The 17,183-nt window shown below is 70.9% G+C and carries 22 protein-coding genes; 13 read left to right on the top strand and 9 right to left on the bottom strand.

Annotated elements, in window-relative coordinates:
- Positions 1-264 precede the first annotated feature (264 nt).
- The gene (locus OHA99_RS20535) at positions 265-747 is read right to left on the bottom strand and encodes a CarD family transcriptional regulator (RefSeq protein ID WP_003953493.1); all 483 of its coding nucleotides are present in this window, start codon (positions 745-747) and stop codon (positions 265-267) included.
- Positions 748-1,391: 644 nt separating this feature from the next.
- On the opposite strand from OHA99_RS20535, the gene OHA99_RS20530 reads away from it, so the two are divergent.
- A complete protein-coding gene (locus tag OHA99_RS20530; RefSeq protein WP_153179199.1) occupies positions 1,392-2,126 on the top strand; it encodes a DUF461 domain-containing protein in 735 nt (244 codons plus the stop codon).
- A 113-nt stretch (positions 2,127-2,239) separates the two neighbouring features.
- Here the strand turns inward: OHA99_RS20530 and OHA99_RS20525 are convergent, their stop codons facing one another.
- Both OHA99_RS20525 and OHA99_RS20520 read right to left on the bottom strand, forming a co-directional pair.
- Positions 2,240-2,920 (bottom strand): response regulator transcription factor, encoded by a 681-nt coding sequence (locus OHA99_RS20525; protein WP_003974745.1) that lies wholly within the window; start codon positions 2,918-2,920, stop codon positions 2,240-2,242.
- Positions 2,917-4,188 carry a cell wall metabolism sensor histidine kinase WalK gene (locus OHA99_RS20520; RefSeq protein ID WP_153179198.1) on the bottom strand — a complete coding sequence of 424 codons (1,272 nt, stop codon included), beginning with the start codon at positions 4,186-4,188 and terminating at the stop codon, positions 2,917-2,919. Before OHA99_RS20520 ends, OHA99_RS20525 begins: the two co-directional genes overlap by 4 nt.
- 215 nt (positions 4,189-4,403) lie before the next feature.
- Between OHA99_RS20520 and phoU the strand changes: the two genes are divergently transcribed.
- The 5 genes from phoU (at position 4,404) to OHA99_RS20495 (ending at position 7,335) form a co-directional block, all read left to right on the top strand.
- Positions 4,404-5,093: a phosphate signaling complex protein PhoU gene (phoU, locus tag OHA99_RS20515; protein ID WP_153179197.1), complete on the top strand. Its 690-nt coding sequence runs from the start codon at positions 4,404-4,406 to the stop codon at positions 5,091-5,093.
- Positions 5,094-5,274: 181 nt separating this feature from the next.
- A complete protein-coding gene (locus OHA99_RS20510; protein ID WP_164384231.1) occupies positions 5,275-5,430 on the top strand; it encodes a hypothetical protein in 156 nt (51 codons plus the stop codon).
- 104 nt (positions 5,431-5,534) lie between these two features.
- Positions 5,535-5,783, top strand: a complete 249-nt coding sequence (locus OHA99_RS20505; protein ID WP_153179195.1) for an SCO4226 family nickel-binding protein — start codon at positions 5,535-5,537, stop codon at positions 5,781-5,783.
- A 168-nt stretch (positions 5,784-5,951) separates the two neighbouring features.
- On the top strand, positions 5,952-6,353 hold the full coding sequence (locus OHA99_RS20500; RefSeq protein WP_366473603.1) for an SCO4225 family membrane protein: 402 nt from the start codon (positions 5,952-5,954) through the stop codon (positions 6,351-6,353).
- 112 nt (positions 6,354-6,465) lie between these two features.
- Complete coding sequence (locus OHA99_RS20495) at positions 6,466-7,335, top strand: AraC family transcriptional regulator (protein WP_194280032.1); 870 nt, start codon at positions 6,466-6,468, stop codon at positions 7,333-7,335.
- A 12-nt stretch (positions 7,336-7,347) separates the two neighbouring features.
- On the opposite strand, the gene OHA99_RS20490 is transcribed toward OHA99_RS20495, so the two are convergent.
- On the bottom strand, positions 7,348-8,136 hold the full coding sequence (locus OHA99_RS20490; RefSeq protein WP_153181894.1) for a hypothetical protein: 789 nt from the start codon (positions 8,134-8,136) through the stop codon (positions 7,348-7,350).
- A 279-nt stretch (positions 8,137-8,415) separates the two neighbouring features.
- On the opposite strand from OHA99_RS20490, the gene OHA99_RS20485 reads away from it, so the two are divergent.
- Together OHA99_RS20485 and OHA99_RS20480 are read left to right on the top strand one after the other, a co-directional pair.
- Positions 8,416-8,811: a signal peptidase I gene (locus tag OHA99_RS20485; RefSeq protein ID WP_153179192.1), complete on the top strand. Its 396-nt coding sequence runs from the start codon at positions 8,416-8,418 to the stop codon at positions 8,809-8,811.
- A 41-nt stretch (positions 8,812-8,852) separates the two neighbouring features.
- Positions 8,853-9,122, top strand: coding sequence for a hypothetical protein (locus OHA99_RS20480; RefSeq protein WP_153179191.1), 270 nt, complete (start codon positions 8,853-8,855; stop codon positions 9,120-9,122).
- 60 nt (positions 9,123-9,182) lie between these two features.
- Here OHA99_RS20480 and OHA99_RS20475 read toward each other — a convergent pair whose 3' ends face one another.
- Positions 9,183-9,590, bottom strand: a complete 408-nt coding sequence (locus OHA99_RS20475; protein WP_405697119.1) for a PIN domain-containing protein — start codon at positions 9,588-9,590, stop codon at positions 9,183-9,185.
- Positions 9,587-9,853, bottom strand: coding sequence for a hypothetical protein (locus OHA99_RS20470; RefSeq protein WP_366473605.1), 267 nt, complete (start codon positions 9,851-9,853; stop codon positions 9,587-9,589). The genes OHA99_RS20475 and OHA99_RS20470 overlap by 4 nt, the downstream gene beginning before the upstream one ends.
- A gap of 97 nt (positions 9,854-9,950) precedes the next feature.
- Here OHA99_RS20470 and OHA99_RS20465 point away from each other — a divergent pair, with 97 nt between their 5' ends.
- The 3 genes from OHA99_RS20465 (at position 9,951) to OHA99_RS20455 (ending at position 12,536) form a co-directional block, all read left to right on the top strand.
- On the top strand, positions 9,951-10,442 hold the full coding sequence (locus tag OHA99_RS20465) for a hypothetical protein (RefSeq protein ID WP_405697117.1): 492 nt from the start codon (positions 9,951-9,953) through the stop codon (positions 10,440-10,442).
- On the top strand, positions 10,439-10,759 hold the full coding sequence (locus tag OHA99_RS20460) for a transcriptional regulator (RefSeq protein ID WP_405697115.1): 321 nt from the start codon (positions 10,439-10,441) through the stop codon (positions 10,757-10,759). The genes OHA99_RS20465 and OHA99_RS20460 overlap by 4 nt, the downstream gene beginning before the upstream one ends.
- 298 nt (positions 10,760-11,057) lie before the next feature.
- Complete coding sequence (locus tag OHA99_RS20455; RefSeq protein ID WP_366473607.1) at positions 11,058-12,536, top strand: ATP-binding protein; 1,479 nt, start codon at positions 11,058-11,060, stop codon at positions 12,534-12,536.
- A 175-nt stretch (positions 12,537-12,711) separates the two neighbouring features.
- Here the strand turns inward: OHA99_RS20455 and OHA99_RS20450 are convergent, their stop codons facing one another.
- The 3 genes from OHA99_RS20450 to OHA99_RS20440 all read right to left on the bottom strand — a co-directional run bounded on the left by OHA99_RS20450 (position 12,712) and on the right by OHA99_RS20440 (position 15,848).
- On the bottom strand, positions 12,712-14,472 hold the full coding sequence (locus OHA99_RS20450) for a serine/threonine-protein kinase (RefSeq protein WP_405697112.1): 1,761 nt from the start codon (positions 14,470-14,472) through the stop codon (positions 12,712-12,714).
- Positions 14,473-14,665: 193 nt separating this feature from the next.
- A complete protein-coding gene (locus OHA99_RS20445) occupies positions 14,666-15,424 on the bottom strand; it encodes a dienelactone hydrolase family protein (RefSeq protein WP_381498682.1) in 759 nt (252 codons plus the stop codon).
- 232 nt (positions 15,425-15,656) lie between these two features.
- Positions 15,657-15,848: a DUF6381 family protein gene (locus OHA99_RS20440; RefSeq protein WP_153179184.1), complete on the bottom strand. Its 192-nt coding sequence runs from the start codon at positions 15,846-15,848 to the stop codon at positions 15,657-15,659.
- Positions 15,849-15,992: 144 nt separating this feature from the next.
- Here OHA99_RS20440 and OHA99_RS20435 point away from each other — a divergent pair, with 144 nt between their 5' ends.
- Both OHA99_RS20435 and OHA99_RS20430 read left to right on the top strand, forming a co-directional pair.
- Positions 15,993-16,901: an MOSC N-terminal beta barrel domain-containing protein gene (locus OHA99_RS20435; RefSeq protein WP_366473610.1), complete on the top strand. Its 909-nt coding sequence runs from the start codon at positions 15,993-15,995 to the stop codon at positions 16,899-16,901.
- Positions 16,902-16,920: 19 nt separating this feature from the next.
- Complete coding sequence (locus OHA99_RS20430; protein WP_153179182.1) at positions 16,921-17,130, top strand: hypothetical protein; 210 nt, start codon at positions 16,921-16,923, stop codon at positions 17,128-17,130.
- Positions 17,131-17,183 lie beyond the last annotated feature (53 nt).

The following is a 17,183-nucleotide window of genomic DNA, read 5'->3' as shown; positions in this document are numbered from 1 at the left end:
GCAGCCCGGGCCCGGCACGCCAGGATCCTGGGAAGCCTCCCGGGACGAGCGTACGAGGATCATGGGCATCCGGACGTCCGGATGCCGGAAACCGTGTCCGGGTTGTCCGGGTGCGAACATGCCGCAGCGCCCGGCGACAGCAATGTGTCATCGGGCACCGCGGCATTTCCGTGCGCTGAACCGAGTGGCTGACGGTCTGCGCCTCACCCCGGATCCGGTCGGATCAATCCGGCCGGACGGGTCCGGTCGGGTCGATCCGGCTGATCAGGAGGCGAGCACCTCGTCGAGCAGGGCCTCCGCCTTGTCCTCGTTGGTGTTCTCCGCGAGAGCCAGCTCGCTCACCAGGATCTGGCGGGCCTTGGCGAGCATGCGCTTCTCACCTGCGGAGAGTCCGCGCTCGCGCTCGCGCCGCCACAGGTCGCGCACGACTTCCGCGACCTTGATGACGTCGCCGGAGGCGAGCTTCTCCAGGTTTGCCTTGTAACGACGCGACCAGTTCGTGGGCTCCTCGGCGTACGGCGCGCGCAGCACCTCGAAGACCCGGTCCAGCCCGTCCTGACCGACCACATCACGCACGCCGACGAACTCCGCATTGTCCGCTGGCACACGTACCGTCAGGTCGCCCTGGGCGACCTTCAGCACCAAGTAGGTCTTGTCCACGCCTTTGATCTGGCGAGTTTCGATAGCCTCGATCAGCGCGGCCCCGTGATGGGGATAGACCACGGTGTCGCCAACCTTGAACGTCATGTGACAGGTACCCCTTCCGTGGCTATCAAGGGTAACACGGAAACTGCGTCTACTGAATGGCGTTTTCGCAGGTCAGGGCATATCTCGGGGCTTGACAACAGCAACAGGAACGTGCTGCGCGGGGCGAGCGGAAGAAAGTATTCGCAGGTCGGAGCGGCTCTTCAGGCCGGGCGAAACACGCACGTCACACGCCCCCGGAACCCTCGCCGCATGCCCGAAGATCCCGATATGTCCGGTTCCACGCGTGCGACTTCCGCTACTCCGTTCGGTGGCCGTGGCGGGGTTCCGGACGAATCCGGAATTGATCACGAGGTGCCCCGTCCGGCCCACCGGTGATCAATTTCCTGGCCGCCCGCGCATTCCTTCACGGAAATCTCGCGCACCCATCCACGACCGGTATGGCGGAGGGCCGCATAGCTGAATGTCGGACGAGTACGAGCCGCAAAACGACGCGCGGAACGCGCCCCGGCCACTCCCGCACCGCGCCGGCGCCCTACCGCCTGCCGGGCGAAGCCGGGTGGCTTCGGGGAGGGTCGGGTGCGGCGGCCGGAGAACGGCTCGGTAGCCTGAGGCCGCTGACAGCCACTTAGGGCGGCTTTATCCGTTGCCGCCACCCCGCTCGAGACCAAGGAGTTGCCGCCGCCGTGAGCAGCAGCCTTCGACGCGGTGCCCTCGCCGCCGCCGCCATCGCGTTCTCGATCGCCTCGCTCGCCGCGTGCGGCGCCGGTCACAACGCCCAGACGCTGGAGATCAAGCCGGATCACGCTGCCACGACCGTCGGCGACATCGAGGTGCAGAACGCGGTCGTCATCACGCAGCCCGATCTGGAGTCGACCGGCCCGGCCGTGATCGCCGTGACCCTGTTCAACAACGGCAGGACGGACCAGACCCTCGAGTCCGTCACCGTCCCGGACACCGGCAAGTCCGCCGAGCTGAAGCCCGCCAAGGGCGACAAGGGCGACCTGGTCGTCCCGGCCGGCGGCTCCCTGATCCTCGGCGGCAAGGACAACGCCGCCGCCGTCCTGCCCAGCAGCCGCGAGGCGCTTCAGGACGGGAACGCGCAGAAGATCACCTTCACCTTCAGCAAGACCGGCGAGGTGAGCCTGCGCACGCTCGTCGTCCCCGCCGAGAGCTACTTCACCGAGTGGGGCCCGAGCGACGTCCCGTCGGCCCCGGGCGCGTCGCAGCCCTCCGGCGAGGCCTCCGCCGACACCTCGGGCGAGCCGTCCGACGGCGAGTCCGCGGGCACCCCGGCGGACGGCTCGACGGCCTCCGGAGAGGCGGACGGGACCGGCACCTCGACCGAGGGCACCCAGGAGGACGGCACCTCCCAGGAGGACGGCACGGGCACCGGCACGGGTACCGAAGCCGGCCACTGAGCGACGTAGCCGCACGCGCGCGGATACGCACGTACGCGGATACGCACGTACGCCGAAGGGCGGGACCTCTCCGTGAGGTCCCGCCCTTCGTCACCTCCGGCCCGTGGGCCGGCCTACGGCTCGAACTTGTATCCCAGCCCGCGCACCGTCACCAGGTACCGCGGCGCGCCCGGGTCGGGCTCGATCTTGGCGCGCAGCCGCTTGACGTGGACGTCGAGGGTCTTGGTGTCACCGACGTAGTCGGCACCCCACACCCGGTCGATCAGCTGCATGCGGGTCAGCACGCGGCCGGCGTTGCGCAGCAGCATCTCCAGCAGGTCGAACTCCTTGAGCGGCAGGTCGACCTTGGTGCCGCCGACGGTCACCACGTGCCGGTCGACGTCCATCCGGACGGGCCCGGCCTCCAGGGCGGCCGGGGCGACCTCCTCCGGCTCGCCGCGCCGGCGCAGTACGGCTCGGATGCGGGCGACCAGCTCGCGGGAGGAGAAGGGCTTGGTGACGTAGTCGTCGGCCCCTATCTCCAGTCCGACGACCTTGTCGATCTCGCTGTCCTTGGCGGTCACCATGATCACGGGAACGTTCGAGCGGCCGCGCAGCTGGCGGCAGACCTCCGTGCCCGGCAGGCCGGGCAGCATCAGGTCGAGGAGCACGAGGTCGGCGCCGTTGCGCTCGAACTCGTCGAGTCCGTCGGGGCCGGTGGTCGCGATGGCGACCTCGAAGCCCTCCTTGCGGAGCATGTACGACAGGGCGTCGGAGAAGGACTCCTCGTCCTCGACGACGAGCACACGGGTCACGGAAGGACCTCCGGGGCGGGAAACGTTTCGTACGGGGATGTTTGGGGGGATGAGGCCGACCGCGGGGTCTCGTCGCCGATTCCGTCGCGGTCGGACCGCTGCCGCGCGCGGTCGCGGGCCAGGCCCGCCTCCGGCAGCCGCAGGGTGAAGGTGGAGCCCTGGCCTTCGGCGCTCCACACCGTGACCTCCCCGCCGTGCGAGGCGACCACGTGCTTGACGATCGCGAGACCCAGGCCGGTGCCTCCGGTGGCCCGCGAGCGGGCCGGGTCGACGCGGTAGAAGCGCTCGAAGACGCGCTCCTTGTCCTTCTCCGAGATGCCGATGCCCTGGTCGGTCACGGCGATCTCGATCAGGTCGCCGCCGGTGGCGGCGACACGGCGGGCGGCTATGCCGACGCGGGTGCGGGCCGGCGAGTAGTTGACGGCGTTCTCGACGAGATTGCCGAGGGCGGCGGCGAGCTGGCCGCGGTTGCCGCGTACGTGCAGATCCGCCGTTCCTCCGGCGGCCATGGTGATCTGCTTGGTGCCGGCCGCGTGCCGGCAGCGGTCGATGGCCTCGGCGACCAGCTCGTCCACCCGGACGGGCTCGGCGTCGTCGAGGGGGTCGTCGTTCTGGACCCGGGACAGGTCGATGAGCTCCTGCACCAGGTTCGTCAGCCGGGTCGCCTCGATCTGCATCCGCCCGGCGAACCGCTCCACGGCCTCCGGGTCGTCCGCCGCGTCCATCACGGCCTCGGACAGCAGCGAGAGCGCCCCGACCGGCGTCTTCAGCTCGTGGCTCACATTGGCGACGAAGTCGCGCCGTACGGCCTCGATGCGGCGGGCCTCGGTGAGGTCCTCGACCAGCAGCAGCACCAGCCGGGATCCGAGGGGCGCGACGCGCGCCGAGACGGCGAGGGCCTCCCCCCGCCCGTTGCCGCGCCGGGGCAGGTCCAGCTCGACCTGCCGTATCTCCCCGTCCCGCCGCGTGTCCCTGGCCATCTGCAGCATGGGCTCGACGGCGAGCTTGCCGCCCCGGACCAGGCCGAGGGCGTACGCCGCCGAGCTGGCCTTGACCACGGCGTCGGCCTCGTCGAGGACGACGGCGGAGGAACGCAGTACGGACAGGACGGTGTCGACGCCGGGCGGCAGCACGGGGTCGGTGTGCAGCGAGGTGCGTGTGGGGCGCTTCTGCTCCCGCTCGCTCCAGCGGAACGCCAGCGTGGCGATGACACCGGTGAGTACTCCGGCGATCGCAGCCGCTGCGGCGACCGCCGCGTTCACGTCCATGTCTCCAAGGTTAGGCACGGCGAACGGCCATGCCCCAGCCATCGGGGTGCGACCTCGAACACTCGTCGCCCAGAGTTCACCTTGGAGCCAGGGATGGTTCATTTGGGGTGCCGGAAACGGACGCGTACAGGACGGAACGTGTAAGCGTGGGGGCACGGCGAGGGGCGCGAGGCCGCTTTCGAGCCCCTTAAACAGACGTACGAGAGGGAATCCTGATGCGGGACGCGTACCACGAGGAACTTGATTCGATCGGTGACGGTCTGGTGGAGATGGCCCGGCTGGTCGGGTCGGCCATCGGACGCGCCACGACCGCGATCCTCGACTCCGACCTGAAGCTGGCCGAGGCCGTCATCGAGGCGGACCAGAAGGTCGACGACCTCCAGCACGAGCTGGAGGCCCGGGCGATAACCCTGCTGGCCCGCCAGCAGCCGGTCGCCACCGACCTGCGCATCGTCGTGACCTCGCTGCGGATGTCGGCCGACCTGGAGCGCTCGGGCGACCTGGCCCAGCACGTGGCCAAGCTGGCCCGGCTGCGCTACCCGGAGCGTGCGGTGCCGCACGACCTGCACGCGACCATCCTGGAGATGGGCCAGCTCGCGCAGCGCCTGATGGCGAAGGCCGCCGAGGTGATCATCACCAAGGACGTCGACCTGGCGCTCCAGCTGGAGCAGGACGACGACGCGATGGACCTCCTGCACCGCACCCTCTTCCAGCACCTGATGGACGACCGCTGGAAGCACGGCATCGAGACGGCCGTCGACGTCACGCTGCTGGGCCGCTACTACGAGCGCTTCGCCGACCACGCGGTCTCGGTCGCCAAGCGGGTGGTCTACCTGGTCACCGGCGAGCACGCGGACGCCCTCCAGTCGGACATCCAGCCGGCGACGCAGGTCGAGGGGGCCTGAGCCTCGCCTGCGCGGGAGGCCGGCTGCACGGGAGGCTGGCCATGGGGGGAGGTCGGCCGTGGGGGGCGCGCGGGTTCGCTTCAGTGCGCCGTTGATGCGACGGCCACTCGGGGCGTGCAATGGACGCAGGACCCCGGGGCCCCGGGACCCAGGGCCCCGGCACCCGCTTCCAGGAGGAACCATGGCCGATTCCCCCAGCACGAGGCCCGACCCCGCACAGGAACGTCCCACCGAGCAGCCCCCCGAGATCCGCAGCCTCCCGCTGATCGCCGCCTGCGGCTGCGGCTCGGGCTGCGGCTGCGGCTGCCAGTCGGGAAGCCCCTGCCAGTGCGGCTGACGCGGTAGCGGCAACCGGTGCACAGGGGTGCGGCGGCCGGGTTCGCCCCGGCCGCCGCACGGGCGCACCCTGGAGGAAAGACCCTGAAGGGGGTGCGAGGCGCCATGGCTCACTTCATGGACGTACACCACGGGATGCACGGCATCACCTCGGACCAGTTGCACCGGGCCCACCAGGCCGATCTCGCCGTGGAGAAGGACGAGAACGTCCACTTCGAACAGGCGTGGGCGGACCCGGCCTCCGGCACCATCTACTGCCTCTCCGAGGGGCCGTCGGCCGAGGCGGTCCAGCGCGTGCACGAACGCGCGGGCCACAAGGCGGACGAGATCCACGAGGTCCCCCTGTCGGTATAGACCCGGTCCAGGCCCGGTCCAGGCCCTGCTACGGCCCGGACAGGCCTCCGCAGGCGGGTACCGCGTCACCCCGGACTTGAGTACGGGTACTCAGGCCCGGGGCGGGCTCCCGGTCGACCCTGGTTCAGGAGCACGACCACGACCACCACCCCGGGGGGCCCGGATCCCATGAACAGCACCCAGCCGAACAACGCCCGAACCGACCGGACCGACGGCACCGACCGGCCCGGCCGTATACGCGGCCTCGTCCGCCTGGCCCTCGCCAACCGCGTCTCCGCGGCCTACCTCACCCTGGTCGGCGGCGCGATGGCGGTCGCCGCGGTGCAGCCGCTCTTCTGGAACGGCCCCGACGCCTCCCTCGTCTGGGTGTGGCCGGCCCTGTTCACCTTCCCGGCCTTCGGTTTCGTGGCCTGGCTCGGCGAGGCGGGCTGGGGCGGCGAGGCACCGGCGTGGTTCTTCGTCGGCGGCATCGTGCTCTCGGCGCTGGTCCAGTCCCTGGCCCTGGGTGCGGCGTGGCGGACGCTGCGCGGACGCCGGGACGACCGCCGCCACCTGACGACGGCGAACTGACCCCCGCACTCCCTCCTCCCTCCCCCGCCCGCCCGAACCGACCGAACCGAACGGCGGCGATCGGGCGTCGCCCGTGTGCCCCCTGCGACGGTGGATGCCGAAGGGAGGCCGCATGATCTCCGCGTTGAACCACCTGGTCGACCTGGTCGAGGAGCACCTCGGCGAGGAACCGGACGTTCCCGCACTGGCCGCGAAGCTCGGCACGACCGAGTACCACCTGCGCCGGATGTTCTCGTCGCTGGCGGGCATGCCGTTGTCCGAGTACGTCCGGCGGCGCCGCATGACGGTGGCCGCCGCCGACGTCGTACGGGGCGAGGACGATCTGCTGACCGTCGCCGTCCGGTACGGCTACGGCTCGACGGAGGCGTTCGGACGCGCGTTCCGGTCGGTCCACGGCTCCGCCCCGCGCGACGTCCGCCGCGACGGCGGCCCCCTTCGGACACAGCCGCAGCTCAGGTTCCGCCTGACCGTCGAAGGGAGCACCCCCATGGACACCCGTTTCACCGACCGCCCCGCGTTCCGCCTGATCGGCCACGCGACCCGCGTCCCCCTCATCCACGAGGGCGTCAACCCGCACATCCAGCAGCACATCGCCGCCCTCCCCCAGGAGGCCCACGCCCGCCTGAAGTCCCTCGGCGACACGGACCCGGCGGGCCTGCTCCAGGTCTGCGACGACGTGGCCCAGGACAGCGCGGAGGGCACGGAGCTGACCTACCTCCACGGCGTCGCGATCTCCGGGGCCACCCCGGCCCCCGACGACCTCGACGCCATCGAGGTACCGGCCGGCACGTGGGCGGTCTTCCGCAGCTCGGGCCCCTACCCGGACGCCCTCCAGACCACCTGGGCGGCCACGGCGTCGGAGTGGTTCCCCTCGAACCCCTGGCGCCTGCGCCCGGGCCCGTCGATCGTCACCGTCCTGGACCGGGCGGAGGACTTCACGACGGCGACGACGGAACTGTGGCTGCCGGTGGAACCGGCCTGAGGGCGGGCGCGCTCAGACCGTCCCCAGCTCGTCGGCCAGGTCGCCGAGATCGGCGGTGTCGTCGGCCGGCGGCGCCTCGACGGTCACCGGTTCGTTGACGTCGAGGAAGGTGACGGTCATGTCGAGGGGTTCGCCGTCGATGATCTCGAGCGGCTGGTCGACGGTGCCGCCCTTCGACGCGTACGTGTCGCTGCGCATGCGGAACCGCTTGGTGCGGTTGTCGTCGCCGACCCACAGGTCCATGGTGAGCGTGCCGTCGAGGCGCATGGCCGAGAACTGGCCGAGGCTGTCGATCTGGCGCTCGCGGGCCGCTTTGTCGGGGGCGGCGTCGCGGGCGGCACGTACGCCCTTGCTGGTGACCGTCCCTCTGTAGTGCGTGGCCGGGACGCCGTCGATCGTCTCGGTCCCGACGCGTCGCACGTCCTTGGAGGCGGTCAGCATCGCCGACTGCACGACCGGGTTGCCTTCGAGCTGACGCGGCAGCAGGCCGTACGACTTGTTGTCGAACAAGTCGCTTCCCCACGTGCCCGGTTCGGCGCGGAGCCAGCTCGCGCCCTTCAGCTTCCCCGAGTCGACGCCGTCCCGGTGAACGTACATCGCTCCGTCGACGAACCGGATCTCCAGTCGGCTGCCGCCGTACCGGCCGTCGGTGGCGTTCATCGTCATGTCCATCGTCATGGGCGCCGTGTGCATGGACGCCTCCGCGTTCAACCGGCCCCACTCCGGCACGGTGCCGGTGACCCGGTAGTGCAGCGACGTGATGTGCCCGGCGCTCGCTGCCGCCTTCGCGACGGCCTTCATGGGCGTCACTTCGGGCGATTCCTCGTTCGCGGACGCCGAGTCACTCGCCGCCCCCTCCCCGCAGGCAACCGTTCCTCCGGTGAGCAGCACGACGGCGAACGCCGCACTCGTCACCCTGCGCGGTATCCGACCACGCGGTGATTTTCCCACGATTCCCCCCGGAACCAGAGCGGCCGACCCTGCCGCGCCGTGAGCGTATCCCGGTGCACGCCCCTTGATCCACGGAGGTGCGTGAGCCCGACCCGAGCCCCGCGCAGCCGGCTGCTAGCTTCCGGAACCATGACGGACAGCGTGTACGTGGGCAACGCGGGCAAGGACGCGGCACTGGACCGAGGGTGGCTGCTGGGGCACTTCAAGGACGCCTCCGACCCCCGGCACAGCGAGGACGTGGAGATCAAGTGGGGCGTCCATCCGAAGGGGGACGAGCGCGCCCACTGGGTCACCGGCGAGGAGCGCACCGCCCTGCAGGTCCTCATCAGCGGCCGCTTCCGCGTGGAACTGCCCGGCCGCAGCGTCGTCCTGGCCGAACAGGGCGACTACGTCGTGTGGGGCAGGGGCGTCGACCACTCCTGGTACGCGGAGGAGGAGTCCGTGGTGCTGACGGTGCGGTGGCCGTCCCTGCCCGGCTACGCGGTCGACCGGGACGCCTCCGGGTCGCCGCCCGCCGGGGACTGAGCAGTCCGGAGGGACCGAACTCACCTGGCAGGATGGCCGACATGCCGACCCGGAACAAGACCGAGACCGCTTGCCGGACATGCGGCCTGGACGACGGCGAGGTGCTCTTCGACGAGTACGGCGTGCCCCAGTACGTCATCTGCGAGTGCTGCTACAACGAATCCGGCATCGGCGACGACACCGTGACCCAAGTCCGCGAACTCCGGGGCTACTGGGTCGGCAACGGCGCTCAGTGGCACGACCCGAAACGGAAGCCGGCCGACTGGGACCTGCTGAAGCAGATCGGCAACATTCCCCCCGAGTGGCGTTGACCTGGGCGTCGCGCGGCTGCAGTGCGCACACCACCGACGCTCGAGAGTCCGGCCCCGGTGTCAGACGTCCCTGATGATCACGCGGTCGCCGCAGAGCCGGGTCCAGTCGTCGCGGTCGGCGGTGAGGACCAGTGCGGGGGACGGCGAGCGCAGGGCCGTCGCGGCGACGAGGGCGTCGATCGCGTACTTGTGCCCGTGCGGTCCCCCGGCCTCCCGCAGCAGGTTCACGGCTTCGAGCGAGTCTTCCGGCGTCACGGCCTCCAGCCGGAGCCTGGAGAGGTGCCACCGCAGACGCGGGACGTCGGTCTTGCCGTGCACCGCCTCGACGACGGTCAGCGCCGAAACGCGGACCGGGAGACCGGCTCCGCGGGTCGCCTCGATACGGGCGGTCATCGCGCGGTCGTTGCGCAGGAGCAGCGAGAGCGCCTCCGAGTCGAGGACGACCGAGCGCGCGGCACCCTCCTTCACGCGGCGTGCTTCCCGTCGCGTCCGGCGTCACCGAAGAGCTCCCGGGACGCGGCCTCGATCTCCGCCGCGGTCAGCGAGCCGTGCTCCGCCTCCTGAGCGGCGACGATCTCCGCCAGGCCGTCCATCTCCAGCTGATGCCGGACGGCTTCGGTGATGTAGGCGGACAGCCCTCGTTTCCCGGTCCTCTCCCGCAGTACCGACAGCAGATCGGCCGGTAGGGAGACGGAGACGTTCTCGGTGCTTCCCGCGCGCTGAGTGGCCATGCCGGCGAATGTACGACAAAGTGCGTTACACCACCCACTTGCCACCCCGGAAACTCAATACTTTCCACACAGGAAACAGACTGCTACTCTTTCCAGTATGGAAACTAACGGGGTACCGCTGACGCCCGAGCAGGCCCGGGCCGCCCTGACCGACACCGAGCGAGTCCGGGTCTCGGCGGCGGCACTGACGGCCACACCATGGCCGACCTGGTTCTTCATCACGCTGACGCTCTACGTCGTCGCCCTCCCGATCACCCTCGGAGGCATCACGGCCGACCGTGACTGGCTGCTGCCACGCCCCGCCTGGATGGCCGCCATGCTGGTGATCACCGCGCTCTACGCGGCCCTCTTCGCCGTCGCGGCGAAGGCGTGGCGCGAGAAGACGGGCGTAGCACTGCGGATGGACGTACTGCCGAAGCGGGCGACCCTGCCGCTCATGGTCGGCCTGCCCCTGCTGCTGGTCGGGGGGCCGCTCGCCTTCCGCGCCACGGGCCAACCGGCGTGGCTGATCGCGTCCTCCCTGCTCGGCGCCGCCGCCTCCGTCGGCTTCCACCTGACCTTCGTACGCCTGCACCGGAGGACCGCGTGAGCGCCGAGCCCCGCGACCCTCTGGTCGGCTTCGACACCACCATCCACGCCCCGCACCGCCTGCGCATCTGCGCCCTGCTGGAGGCAGCGGGGGAGGCGGAGTTCGGCCTGGTCCAGAAGGAACTCGGCCTCTCCGCCTCCGCGTTGAGCAAGCACGTCACCGTCCTGATGGACGCCGGCCACGTCGAACAACGCAAGGCCGTCCGAGACACCCGCCAACGCGTGTGGCTCCGCCTCACCAAGCAGGGCCAGGCCGCGTACCAGGGCCACCTCGCGGCCCTGCGCGCGATCGTGGGTCCGTCCGACCCGGCACCCTGACCAGAACAGGAATCCGCCCCATTCCCCTGAGCAGGCCATGGTCAGTGACTACGGCTAGGGTCGCGGACGCGCGGTCGGCATCCGAGGTACCCAGCTCTGCAGTGGAGCTGCATCCCCGGTTCTGTCCGGGGGCGGCCCGGGAACAGCCCGGGACCCAACCGACGGCCGGGCTTCGTCGATGGCCAAGAGCGAGACCTGCCAGCGCCGACCGCGCGCCTCTTCCCCCGGGAGCCGTCAGGCAACATTTTATAGGAGTACAGTTTATAAAAACGTACCCCTACCACCTGAAGCGGGTCGCATGGAAAAGCCCCTCGACATGTTCGACCGCGACCACGAGTGGGCGGCTCTGACCCGGTTCGTCACCGACGCCCAGCCTGGTGCGACCCTGGGGGTCGTCTCCGGAAGGAGGCGCCAGGGGAAGACATTTCTGCTCGAGGCGGTCTGCGAAGCGGCAGGCGGTTTCTACTTCGGCGCGACAGAGGCTGCCGACGCCGAGTCCCTGCGCCGGCTGAGCACCGCGCTCACGGCACACGACCGTCCCGCCAGCCCGTACCACTTCGCCGACTGGCACGAGGCGGTGGACGCCCTGCTCGCGCTGGGCAGAGAACGACCGGTGCCGGTGGTGATCGACGAATTTCCCTACCTGGCCAAGGCCAACCCGGAACTGCCGTCGATCATTCAGAACGCGCTCCGGCCCCTGCGGGAGCAGCGCGTCGGCTCCCGCGCCCGGTTGCTGCTCTGTGGTTCGGCACTGTCATTCATGGGCCGCCTGCTGTCCGGAAACGCTCCACTGCGCGGCCGGGCGGGCCTGGAACTCGTGGTTCGTTCCCTCGACCACCGACAGGCGGCGCGGTTCTGGGGCATCGACGATCCACGACTGGCCCTCCAGGTGCACGCCGTCGTGGGCGGCACCCCCGCATACCGCCGGGAATTCGCGCGCGGCGACAGCCCGTCCGGGCCGGACGACTTCGACGACTGGGTCATCCGCACGGTACTGAACCCGGAGACCCCACTCTTCCGTGAGGCCCGTTACCTGCTCGCCGAGGAACCCGACCTGCGCGACACCGCGCTCTACCTCTCCGTGCTCGGAGCCGTGGCAGAGGGCAACACCACGCGTGGCGGCATGGCCGGCTACCTGGAACGCAAGGCCACCGACATCGCCCACCCGATCAACGTCCTGGAGGACTCCGGCCTGCTCCGGCGCGAAGCCGACGCCTTCCGCAGCAACCGCTCCACGTATCGCATCTCCGAGCCCCTGATCGCCTTCTACCACGCGGTGATGCGACCGGTCTGGCCACAGCTGGAACGCCCCGGAAGCGCCGCCCGGGTCTGGCGGGCCAGCCGCAGCCGCTTCGCGGCCAACGTCCTCGGCCCCCACTTCGAACAGGTCTGCCGCGAGTGGGCACTGCACCACGCCGACCCCGACCGTCTCGGCGGCCTTCCCGCCCACGTCGGCCAGGGCGTCGTGAGCGATCCGTCGGCGCGCACGTCCCACGAGGTCGACGTCGCCGTCGTCGGAGTCGCCGACGGGACCAGGGCCCCGCTCCTGGCGATCGGCGAAGCCAAGTGGAACGACACGATGGGCATCGCCCACATCGACCGGCTGCGTCACATCCGGGACGTCATCACCCGGACCTCCCGCTACGACACCAGCCGCACCCGGCTCCTCTGCTTCAGCGGCGCCGGCTTCAACGCCAAGGCCCGCCATGCCGCCGCCACTTCACCGGACGTACATCTGATCGACCTGCGGACGCTGTACGACACGACGGGGACCTGAGACCGGACACCCTCCAGACTCCCTGGCGGCCACGACGTCCGAGTGGTCCTCCTCCACCCCCTGGCGTCTGCGCCCCGGCCCGTCGATCGTCACCGTCCTCGACCGCGCGGAGGACTTACCGCGGCGGCGACCGAACTGTGGCTGCCGGTGGAACCGGCCCGAGGGCGAGGTGCTCTCAGCCGCTCACCGGTGGGCGCTTCCACGCGCTGACGTACCCCTTGAAGGTCGGCAGCCCCGCTCCGCCCTCCCCCGGGACGATGTCGGTGATCTCCGCCTCCGCCACACTGTCGTTGCTGGTGATGGCGCACAGGATGGTTCCGACCTTCACCTGTCGACCCAGGCGCAGTTCCGCGGCAGGCAGCGGGTGGGACAGTACGGCCGTCTGCTGCTCCTCCGTGCAGACGGTCTTCCGTTCCCCGACGACGACCAGGATGCTGCCGAGCCAGCCGTCGGAGTTGTACACCAGCTCCGCCGGCCCCGGGAGCGCGGCGCGTTCCATGTACGTGGCCCTGGGGATGTCGAGGTCCAGGTGATTGGCCTGATCGTCCCTGGCCGGCGGGGCGAAGGTGAAGGGCTTGTTGGCGAAGAGCAGCCGGTAGCCCTGGGGCGCGTACGGCACCGGACGCTTCCCGTTCGCGCCGCCGCTCCCGGACGGCTTCGGCGACGCCGTACCGGTGCCGGTACCGCCGCCCGTACCGGCGTCGGTCGGGCCGCCGGGGCTCGGTTTCCCGGACGCACGGTCCCCGTCGTCCATCCCCTGCCACACCACCGTGGCGGTGGCGCCCAGTGCCACGATCGCGAGAGCGACGGCCCCAGCGGCCAGCGCCCGTCCTCGGCCTCGCCGACCGGTGGATGCCGGACGGGGACGGACGAGCACCGTGGGCATGCTGGGCGCCGGTCCGAATCCGGCGACCGGCGCGGTGGACGGCATCGGCGGCGGTGCGACGGCCGGAGTCGGCGGCGGTGCGGCGACCGGCGGGCCGGTAACGGGCACGCTCCTGGTGGCGGCGGTCACCGCCTCCTCCATCTCGGCCACGACGGAGGCGACCGGCCCGGGCAGCCACCCGTCGAGGTCGGCCAGGGAACGTCCCGCCGCCTCCTCGCACAGCCCCGCCAGGGCGGCCGCGTCGGGCCGCTCCTCCGGCGCGGCGGCGAGGGCCGCCCGCAGGATGTGCCGCAGGGGCGCGGGGTAGTCGTCGAGCACGGGCGGGTGACTGTCCGTACCGGCGATCAGCGCGGCGACGGCCACATCGCCGGCATCGCCGTAGGGATGGCGTCCGGTCGCCGCGACCGCGGCCAGCAGGCCGAGGGAGAACACATCGCTGGGTGACCCCGGCCCCGCCCCACGCGCGTGCTCCGGCGACATGTAGCGCAGCGTCCCCACGAGGCCGCCGGCGGTGGTGAGCCGAGTGGCGGCGACGGAGCGGGCGATGCCGAAGTCGATCAGCCAGGGACCCTCCGCGCCGAGGAGGACGTTGCTGGGCTTGACGTCCCGGTGCACGTACCCGGCGGTGTGCACGGCGTGCAGGGCCCGCGCCACGCATCCCGTCAACTGGAGGGCGGCCACCGCCTGAAGCGGGCCGTACGCGTCGAGCACGGTGGAGAGGGCCGGACCCGGCTGGTACGCGGTCGCGATCCACGGCTGCTCGGCGTCGGTGTCGAAGTCGACGACGGGGACCAGGTGGTACCCGGCGACCTTCCGGGCCGCCCGGGCCTCCTGCGCGAACCGGAGCCGGTACTGCGGATCCTCGGCGTACTCGCGCCGGATGACCTTGAGCGCGACGGGCCGGTTTCCCCGGGTGCGCGACAGGTAGACCGTGCCCATGCCGCCCTCGCCGATACGGGCGTGCACGGGATAGCCACTGATCTCCAGGGGGTCGCCGGGTCTGAGCCCCTGGAGCCCCCCGGTGCCCCCCGTACCACCGGTCAACCGCATGCCGTCCCCCTGAGCGCCGTGACCACGAAGTGGCCACAACCTAGCAAGGGCACGATCAGGCCACCTGAGTACGGGAACTCATTCCGCCGGAGCGAGGGACGAGGGGCAGGGGGACGGGAGCTGATCCTCCTTGGTCACCGCCGTGGTTTCACCTCAGCAGGCTCTCCAGCCCGACGTCCCGACCGCGCACCCGTCAACGAGGCGAGTGGCCGAGTTCCCCACCGCGATCCAGCGTGCGGCCGAGAAGGGGCAGCAGGCGCTCCCAGTGACGCCGCAGTGCGGCGGCGTCGAAGGCGTCGGTGTCCGACATGGTGAAGCCGTGGACGGTGCCGGGATAGATCTCGGAGGTGTAGCCGACACCCGCCGCGTCCAGGCCCTGGTTGAGCTCATCGAGAGCCTCGGGCGTCAAGTCGCCCTCGGCATGGCCGAAGTGGACCTCGGCGGTCAGCTCGGCGAGGCTGTCGGGCCCGTCGGCTCCCACGGGAGCGTGGAACGCGGCGAGGGCGGCCACCCGGCCCGGGTGGGCCACCGCGGTGCGCGTCGCCAGGAGGCCGCCGATGCAGTAGCCGGTCACCGCGACCGGTCCGGGACCGACCTCGGGCTGAGCGGCGAGGAACGTGAGAAAGGCGTCGGCGTCGCGCAGGACCCGTTCCGAGGTGTGCGCCTCGATCAAGGGCATCACCTGGGCGAAGACCGCGCCCCGGGCCTCTTCTCCGATGTACTCGGGAAGCTCGACGACCGGCGCCGGGCCGTGCCGGTAGAAGTAGTTGGGCACCAGTACGTAGTACCCGTGCCCGGCCAGTTCGCGGGCCATCTCCCGCAGCACGGGCCGGATCCCGAAACCGTCCGCGTACATCAGGACCCCCGGGTACCGCTCCCCGTCGCCGGGGAAGGCGGCGAACGCGTCGGCCTGTCCGTCCGCGGTCGGGATCTGCAACATCTTGGTGGGCATGAATTCCCCTGTCGTGGTTGATGTGTCGAGCCTGTGATCAACACGACGGAGGCGGAGCCCGCGCGGCGCTCAGAGGAGCACCGGGTCACCAATCCGTGTGTGGCGCGAAGCCGTCCCGGTAGTCATGACTCCAGAACATAGCCCACCGGACGCCGCAGGGGTCGGGCCCTACGACGTCCGGTGGGCTACTGGGCCGCCTGTTCTCGACGTGCACGCTGGTGCCGTCGCGGCCTCACGCCGGGGGATAGATGTCCCCGCCCCGCTCCATGCTTTCCTCTTCGCTCTGACTTCGCAGCCTTCGGGCCTTCTCCTGGAGCCTCTTCCGCTCGTCCGGGTCGCCGGCCCGTTCCGAGGCGGCCTGCAACTCCTGGGCCTTGTCGCGCATCTGCTGGAGTCGGGCGCGCGTTTCTCCGCTTTCACTCATGGGATCCGTCCTCGCATCGTGAGCGGCGGTTGCGCATACCAGCGAAACACACACGGCTATGCTCCGCACCCGGAGCGTTACCCGAGCCGCGCCGCGCGCTAACGGCGTACGTTCTACTGTGGTCGCGGACCGAAGGGGCGGCGCATGGCCTACGTCGTGGATCTGATCCGCTATCCCGTCAAGGGGTGTGCGGGCACGTCGTTGAACGATGCGCTCCTGACGCCGGCGGGCCTCGCCCACGACCGCAGCTTCATGGTCATCAGCGAGGACGGAATCTTCCGCACGCAACGCCGGCATCCCCGCCTCGCCCTGATCCGTCCTGCCATCAGCACCGACGGCACTCGGCTCACGCTTGACGCGGCCTGTGGTGCCGACGGCACGGGCCGCTTCGGCACGCTGTGCCTCGACGTGACGACGTCCGCACCCCGCCGCGACGTCGATCTGTTCGGCACCGCTTTCCAGGGGATCGACCAGGGTGACGAAGCCGCCGCCTGGCTCTCGGAGTTCCTCGGCACCCCCAGCCGTCTGGTCCGCGTCCCGCCGGAGCACGACCGGATCGCCGACGGCCTCACCCCTGGCCCGTCCGGCTATGCCGACAGCAGTGCGGTGCACCTGCTGTCCCGCGCCTCCCTCGCGCTCCTCAACCAGCGGATCGCTGAACGCGGTGCCCCGCCCCTGCCGATGAACCGCTTCCGCCCGAACATCGTCGTCGACAGCCACGAGGGCCACGACAACGACAGCGGTAGCGGCAGCGACCGGGCAGCCCTGCCGCACGCCGAGGACCGCGCACGCCGCATCTCCATCGGCGGTGCCGAATTGGGGTACGCCAAGCTCGCGGTGCGCTGTGCCGTTACCCTGGTCGAGCAGGAGGCCGGAGCGAGGCGAGGGCCGGAGCCCCTGCGCACACTCGCGAGCTACCGACGGGCGGCAAGCGGCGGCGTGGTGTTCGGCGCCAAGTTCTCCGTGATCACGCCGGGCAAGCTGTCGGTCGGCGACGAGCTTGTCGTCCAGGAGTGGGGCGACGCCGAGCCACAACCCCTCCCAACGAACTGATCCGGATCCGATGGCAGACATGACCGAAGGCGCCGCAGTCGACGTCGCCGACGAACAGATCCTCGGCAACCAGATCATCCGGGGCATCCAGACCCTCCGAGACCATCTGGACTGCTCTCTCCACGAGGCCCTGGACGTCTTCGCCGCCAGGTACGAGGTACTGAGGGCGGAGCGCCCGGGCGACTTCGTCTGCGGCCGTGACGAGTACGGGGCCGGCTTCTTGTCGTGAGGCCGAGCCCGCCGCCGACAGCACGGCCGGATACGCGATCGCCTCGCCGCCAC

Source organism: Streptomyces coelicoflavus (genome assembly GCF_045041415.1).
Taxonomy (GTDB): domain Bacteria; phylum Actinomycetota; class Actinomycetes; order Streptomycetales; family Streptomycetaceae; genus Streptomyces; species Streptomyces coelicoflavus.
The sequence above is the reverse complement of the archived record's forward strand: the minus strand, read 5'-3'. Positions and strand labels throughout refer to the sequence as shown.

Excerpts from the sequence above, each read along its gene's own strand:
- OHA99_RS20535 (WP_003953493.1), bottom strand. The coding sequence starts at position 747 with ATGACGTTCAAGGTTGGCGACACCGTGGTCTATCCCCATCACGGGGCC.
- OHA99_RS20520 (WP_153179198.1), bottom strand. The coding sequence starts at position 4,188 with ATGGACGTGAACGCGGCGGTCGCCGCAGCGGCTGCGATCGCCGGAGTA.
- phoU (WP_153179197.1), top strand. The coding sequence starts at position 4,404 with ATGCGGGACGCGTACCACGAGGAACTTGATTCGATCGGTGACGGTCTG.
- OHA99_RS20510 (WP_164384231.1), top strand. The coding sequence starts at position 5,275 with ATGGCCGATTCCCCCAGCACGAGGCCCGACCCCGCACAGGAACGTCCC.
- OHA99_RS20505 (WP_153179195.1), top strand. The coding sequence starts at position 5,535 with ATGGCTCACTTCATGGACGTACACCACGGGATGCACGGCATCACCTCG.
- OHA99_RS20500 (WP_366473603.1), top strand. The coding sequence starts at position 5,952 with ATGAACAGCACCCAGCCGAACAACGCCCGAACCGACCGGACCGACGGC.
- OHA99_RS20495 (WP_194280032.1), top strand. The coding sequence starts at position 6,466 with ATGATCTCCGCGTTGAACCACCTGGTCGACCTGGTCGAGGAGCACCTC.
- OHA99_RS20490 (WP_153181894.1), bottom strand. The coding sequence starts at position 8,136 with ATGAAGGCCGTCGCGAAGGCGGCAGCGAGCGCCGGGCACATCACGTCG.
- OHA99_RS20485 (WP_153179192.1), top strand. The coding sequence starts at position 8,416 with ATGACGGACAGCGTGTACGTGGGCAACGCGGGCAAGGACGCGGCACTG.
- OHA99_RS20480 (WP_153179191.1), top strand. The coding sequence starts at position 8,853 with ATGCCGACCCGGAACAAGACCGAGACCGCTTGCCGGACATGCGGCCTG.
- OHA99_RS20470 (WP_366473605.1), bottom strand. The coding sequence starts at position 9,853 with ATGGCCACTCAGCGCGCGGGAAGCACCGAGAACGTCTCCGTCTCCCTA.
- OHA99_RS20465 (WP_405697117.1), top strand. The coding sequence starts at position 9,951 with ATGGAAACTAACGGGGTACCGCTGACGCCCGAGCAGGCCCGGGCCGCC.
- OHA99_RS20455 (WP_366473607.1), top strand. The coding sequence starts at position 11,058 with ATGGAAAAGCCCCTCGACATGTTCGACCGCGACCACGAGTGGGCGGCT.
- OHA99_RS20450 (WP_405697112.1), bottom strand. The coding sequence starts at position 14,472 with ATGCGGTTGACCGGTGGTACGGGGGGCACCGGGGGGCTCCAGGGGCTC.
- OHA99_RS20445 (WP_381498682.1), bottom strand. The coding sequence starts at position 15,424 with ATGCCCACCAAGATGTTGCAGATCCCGACCGCGGACGGACAGGCCGAC.
- OHA99_RS20440 (WP_153179184.1), bottom strand. The coding sequence starts at position 15,848 with ATGAGTGAAAGCGGAGAAACGCGCGCCCGACTCCAGCAGATGCGCGAC.
- OHA99_RS20435 (WP_366473610.1), top strand. The coding sequence starts at position 15,993 with ATGGCCTACGTCGTGGATCTGATCCGCTATCCCGTCAAGGGGTGTGCG.
- OHA99_RS20430 (WP_153179182.1), top strand. The coding sequence starts at position 16,921 with ATGACCGAAGGCGCCGCAGTCGACGTCGCCGACGAACAGATCCTCGGC.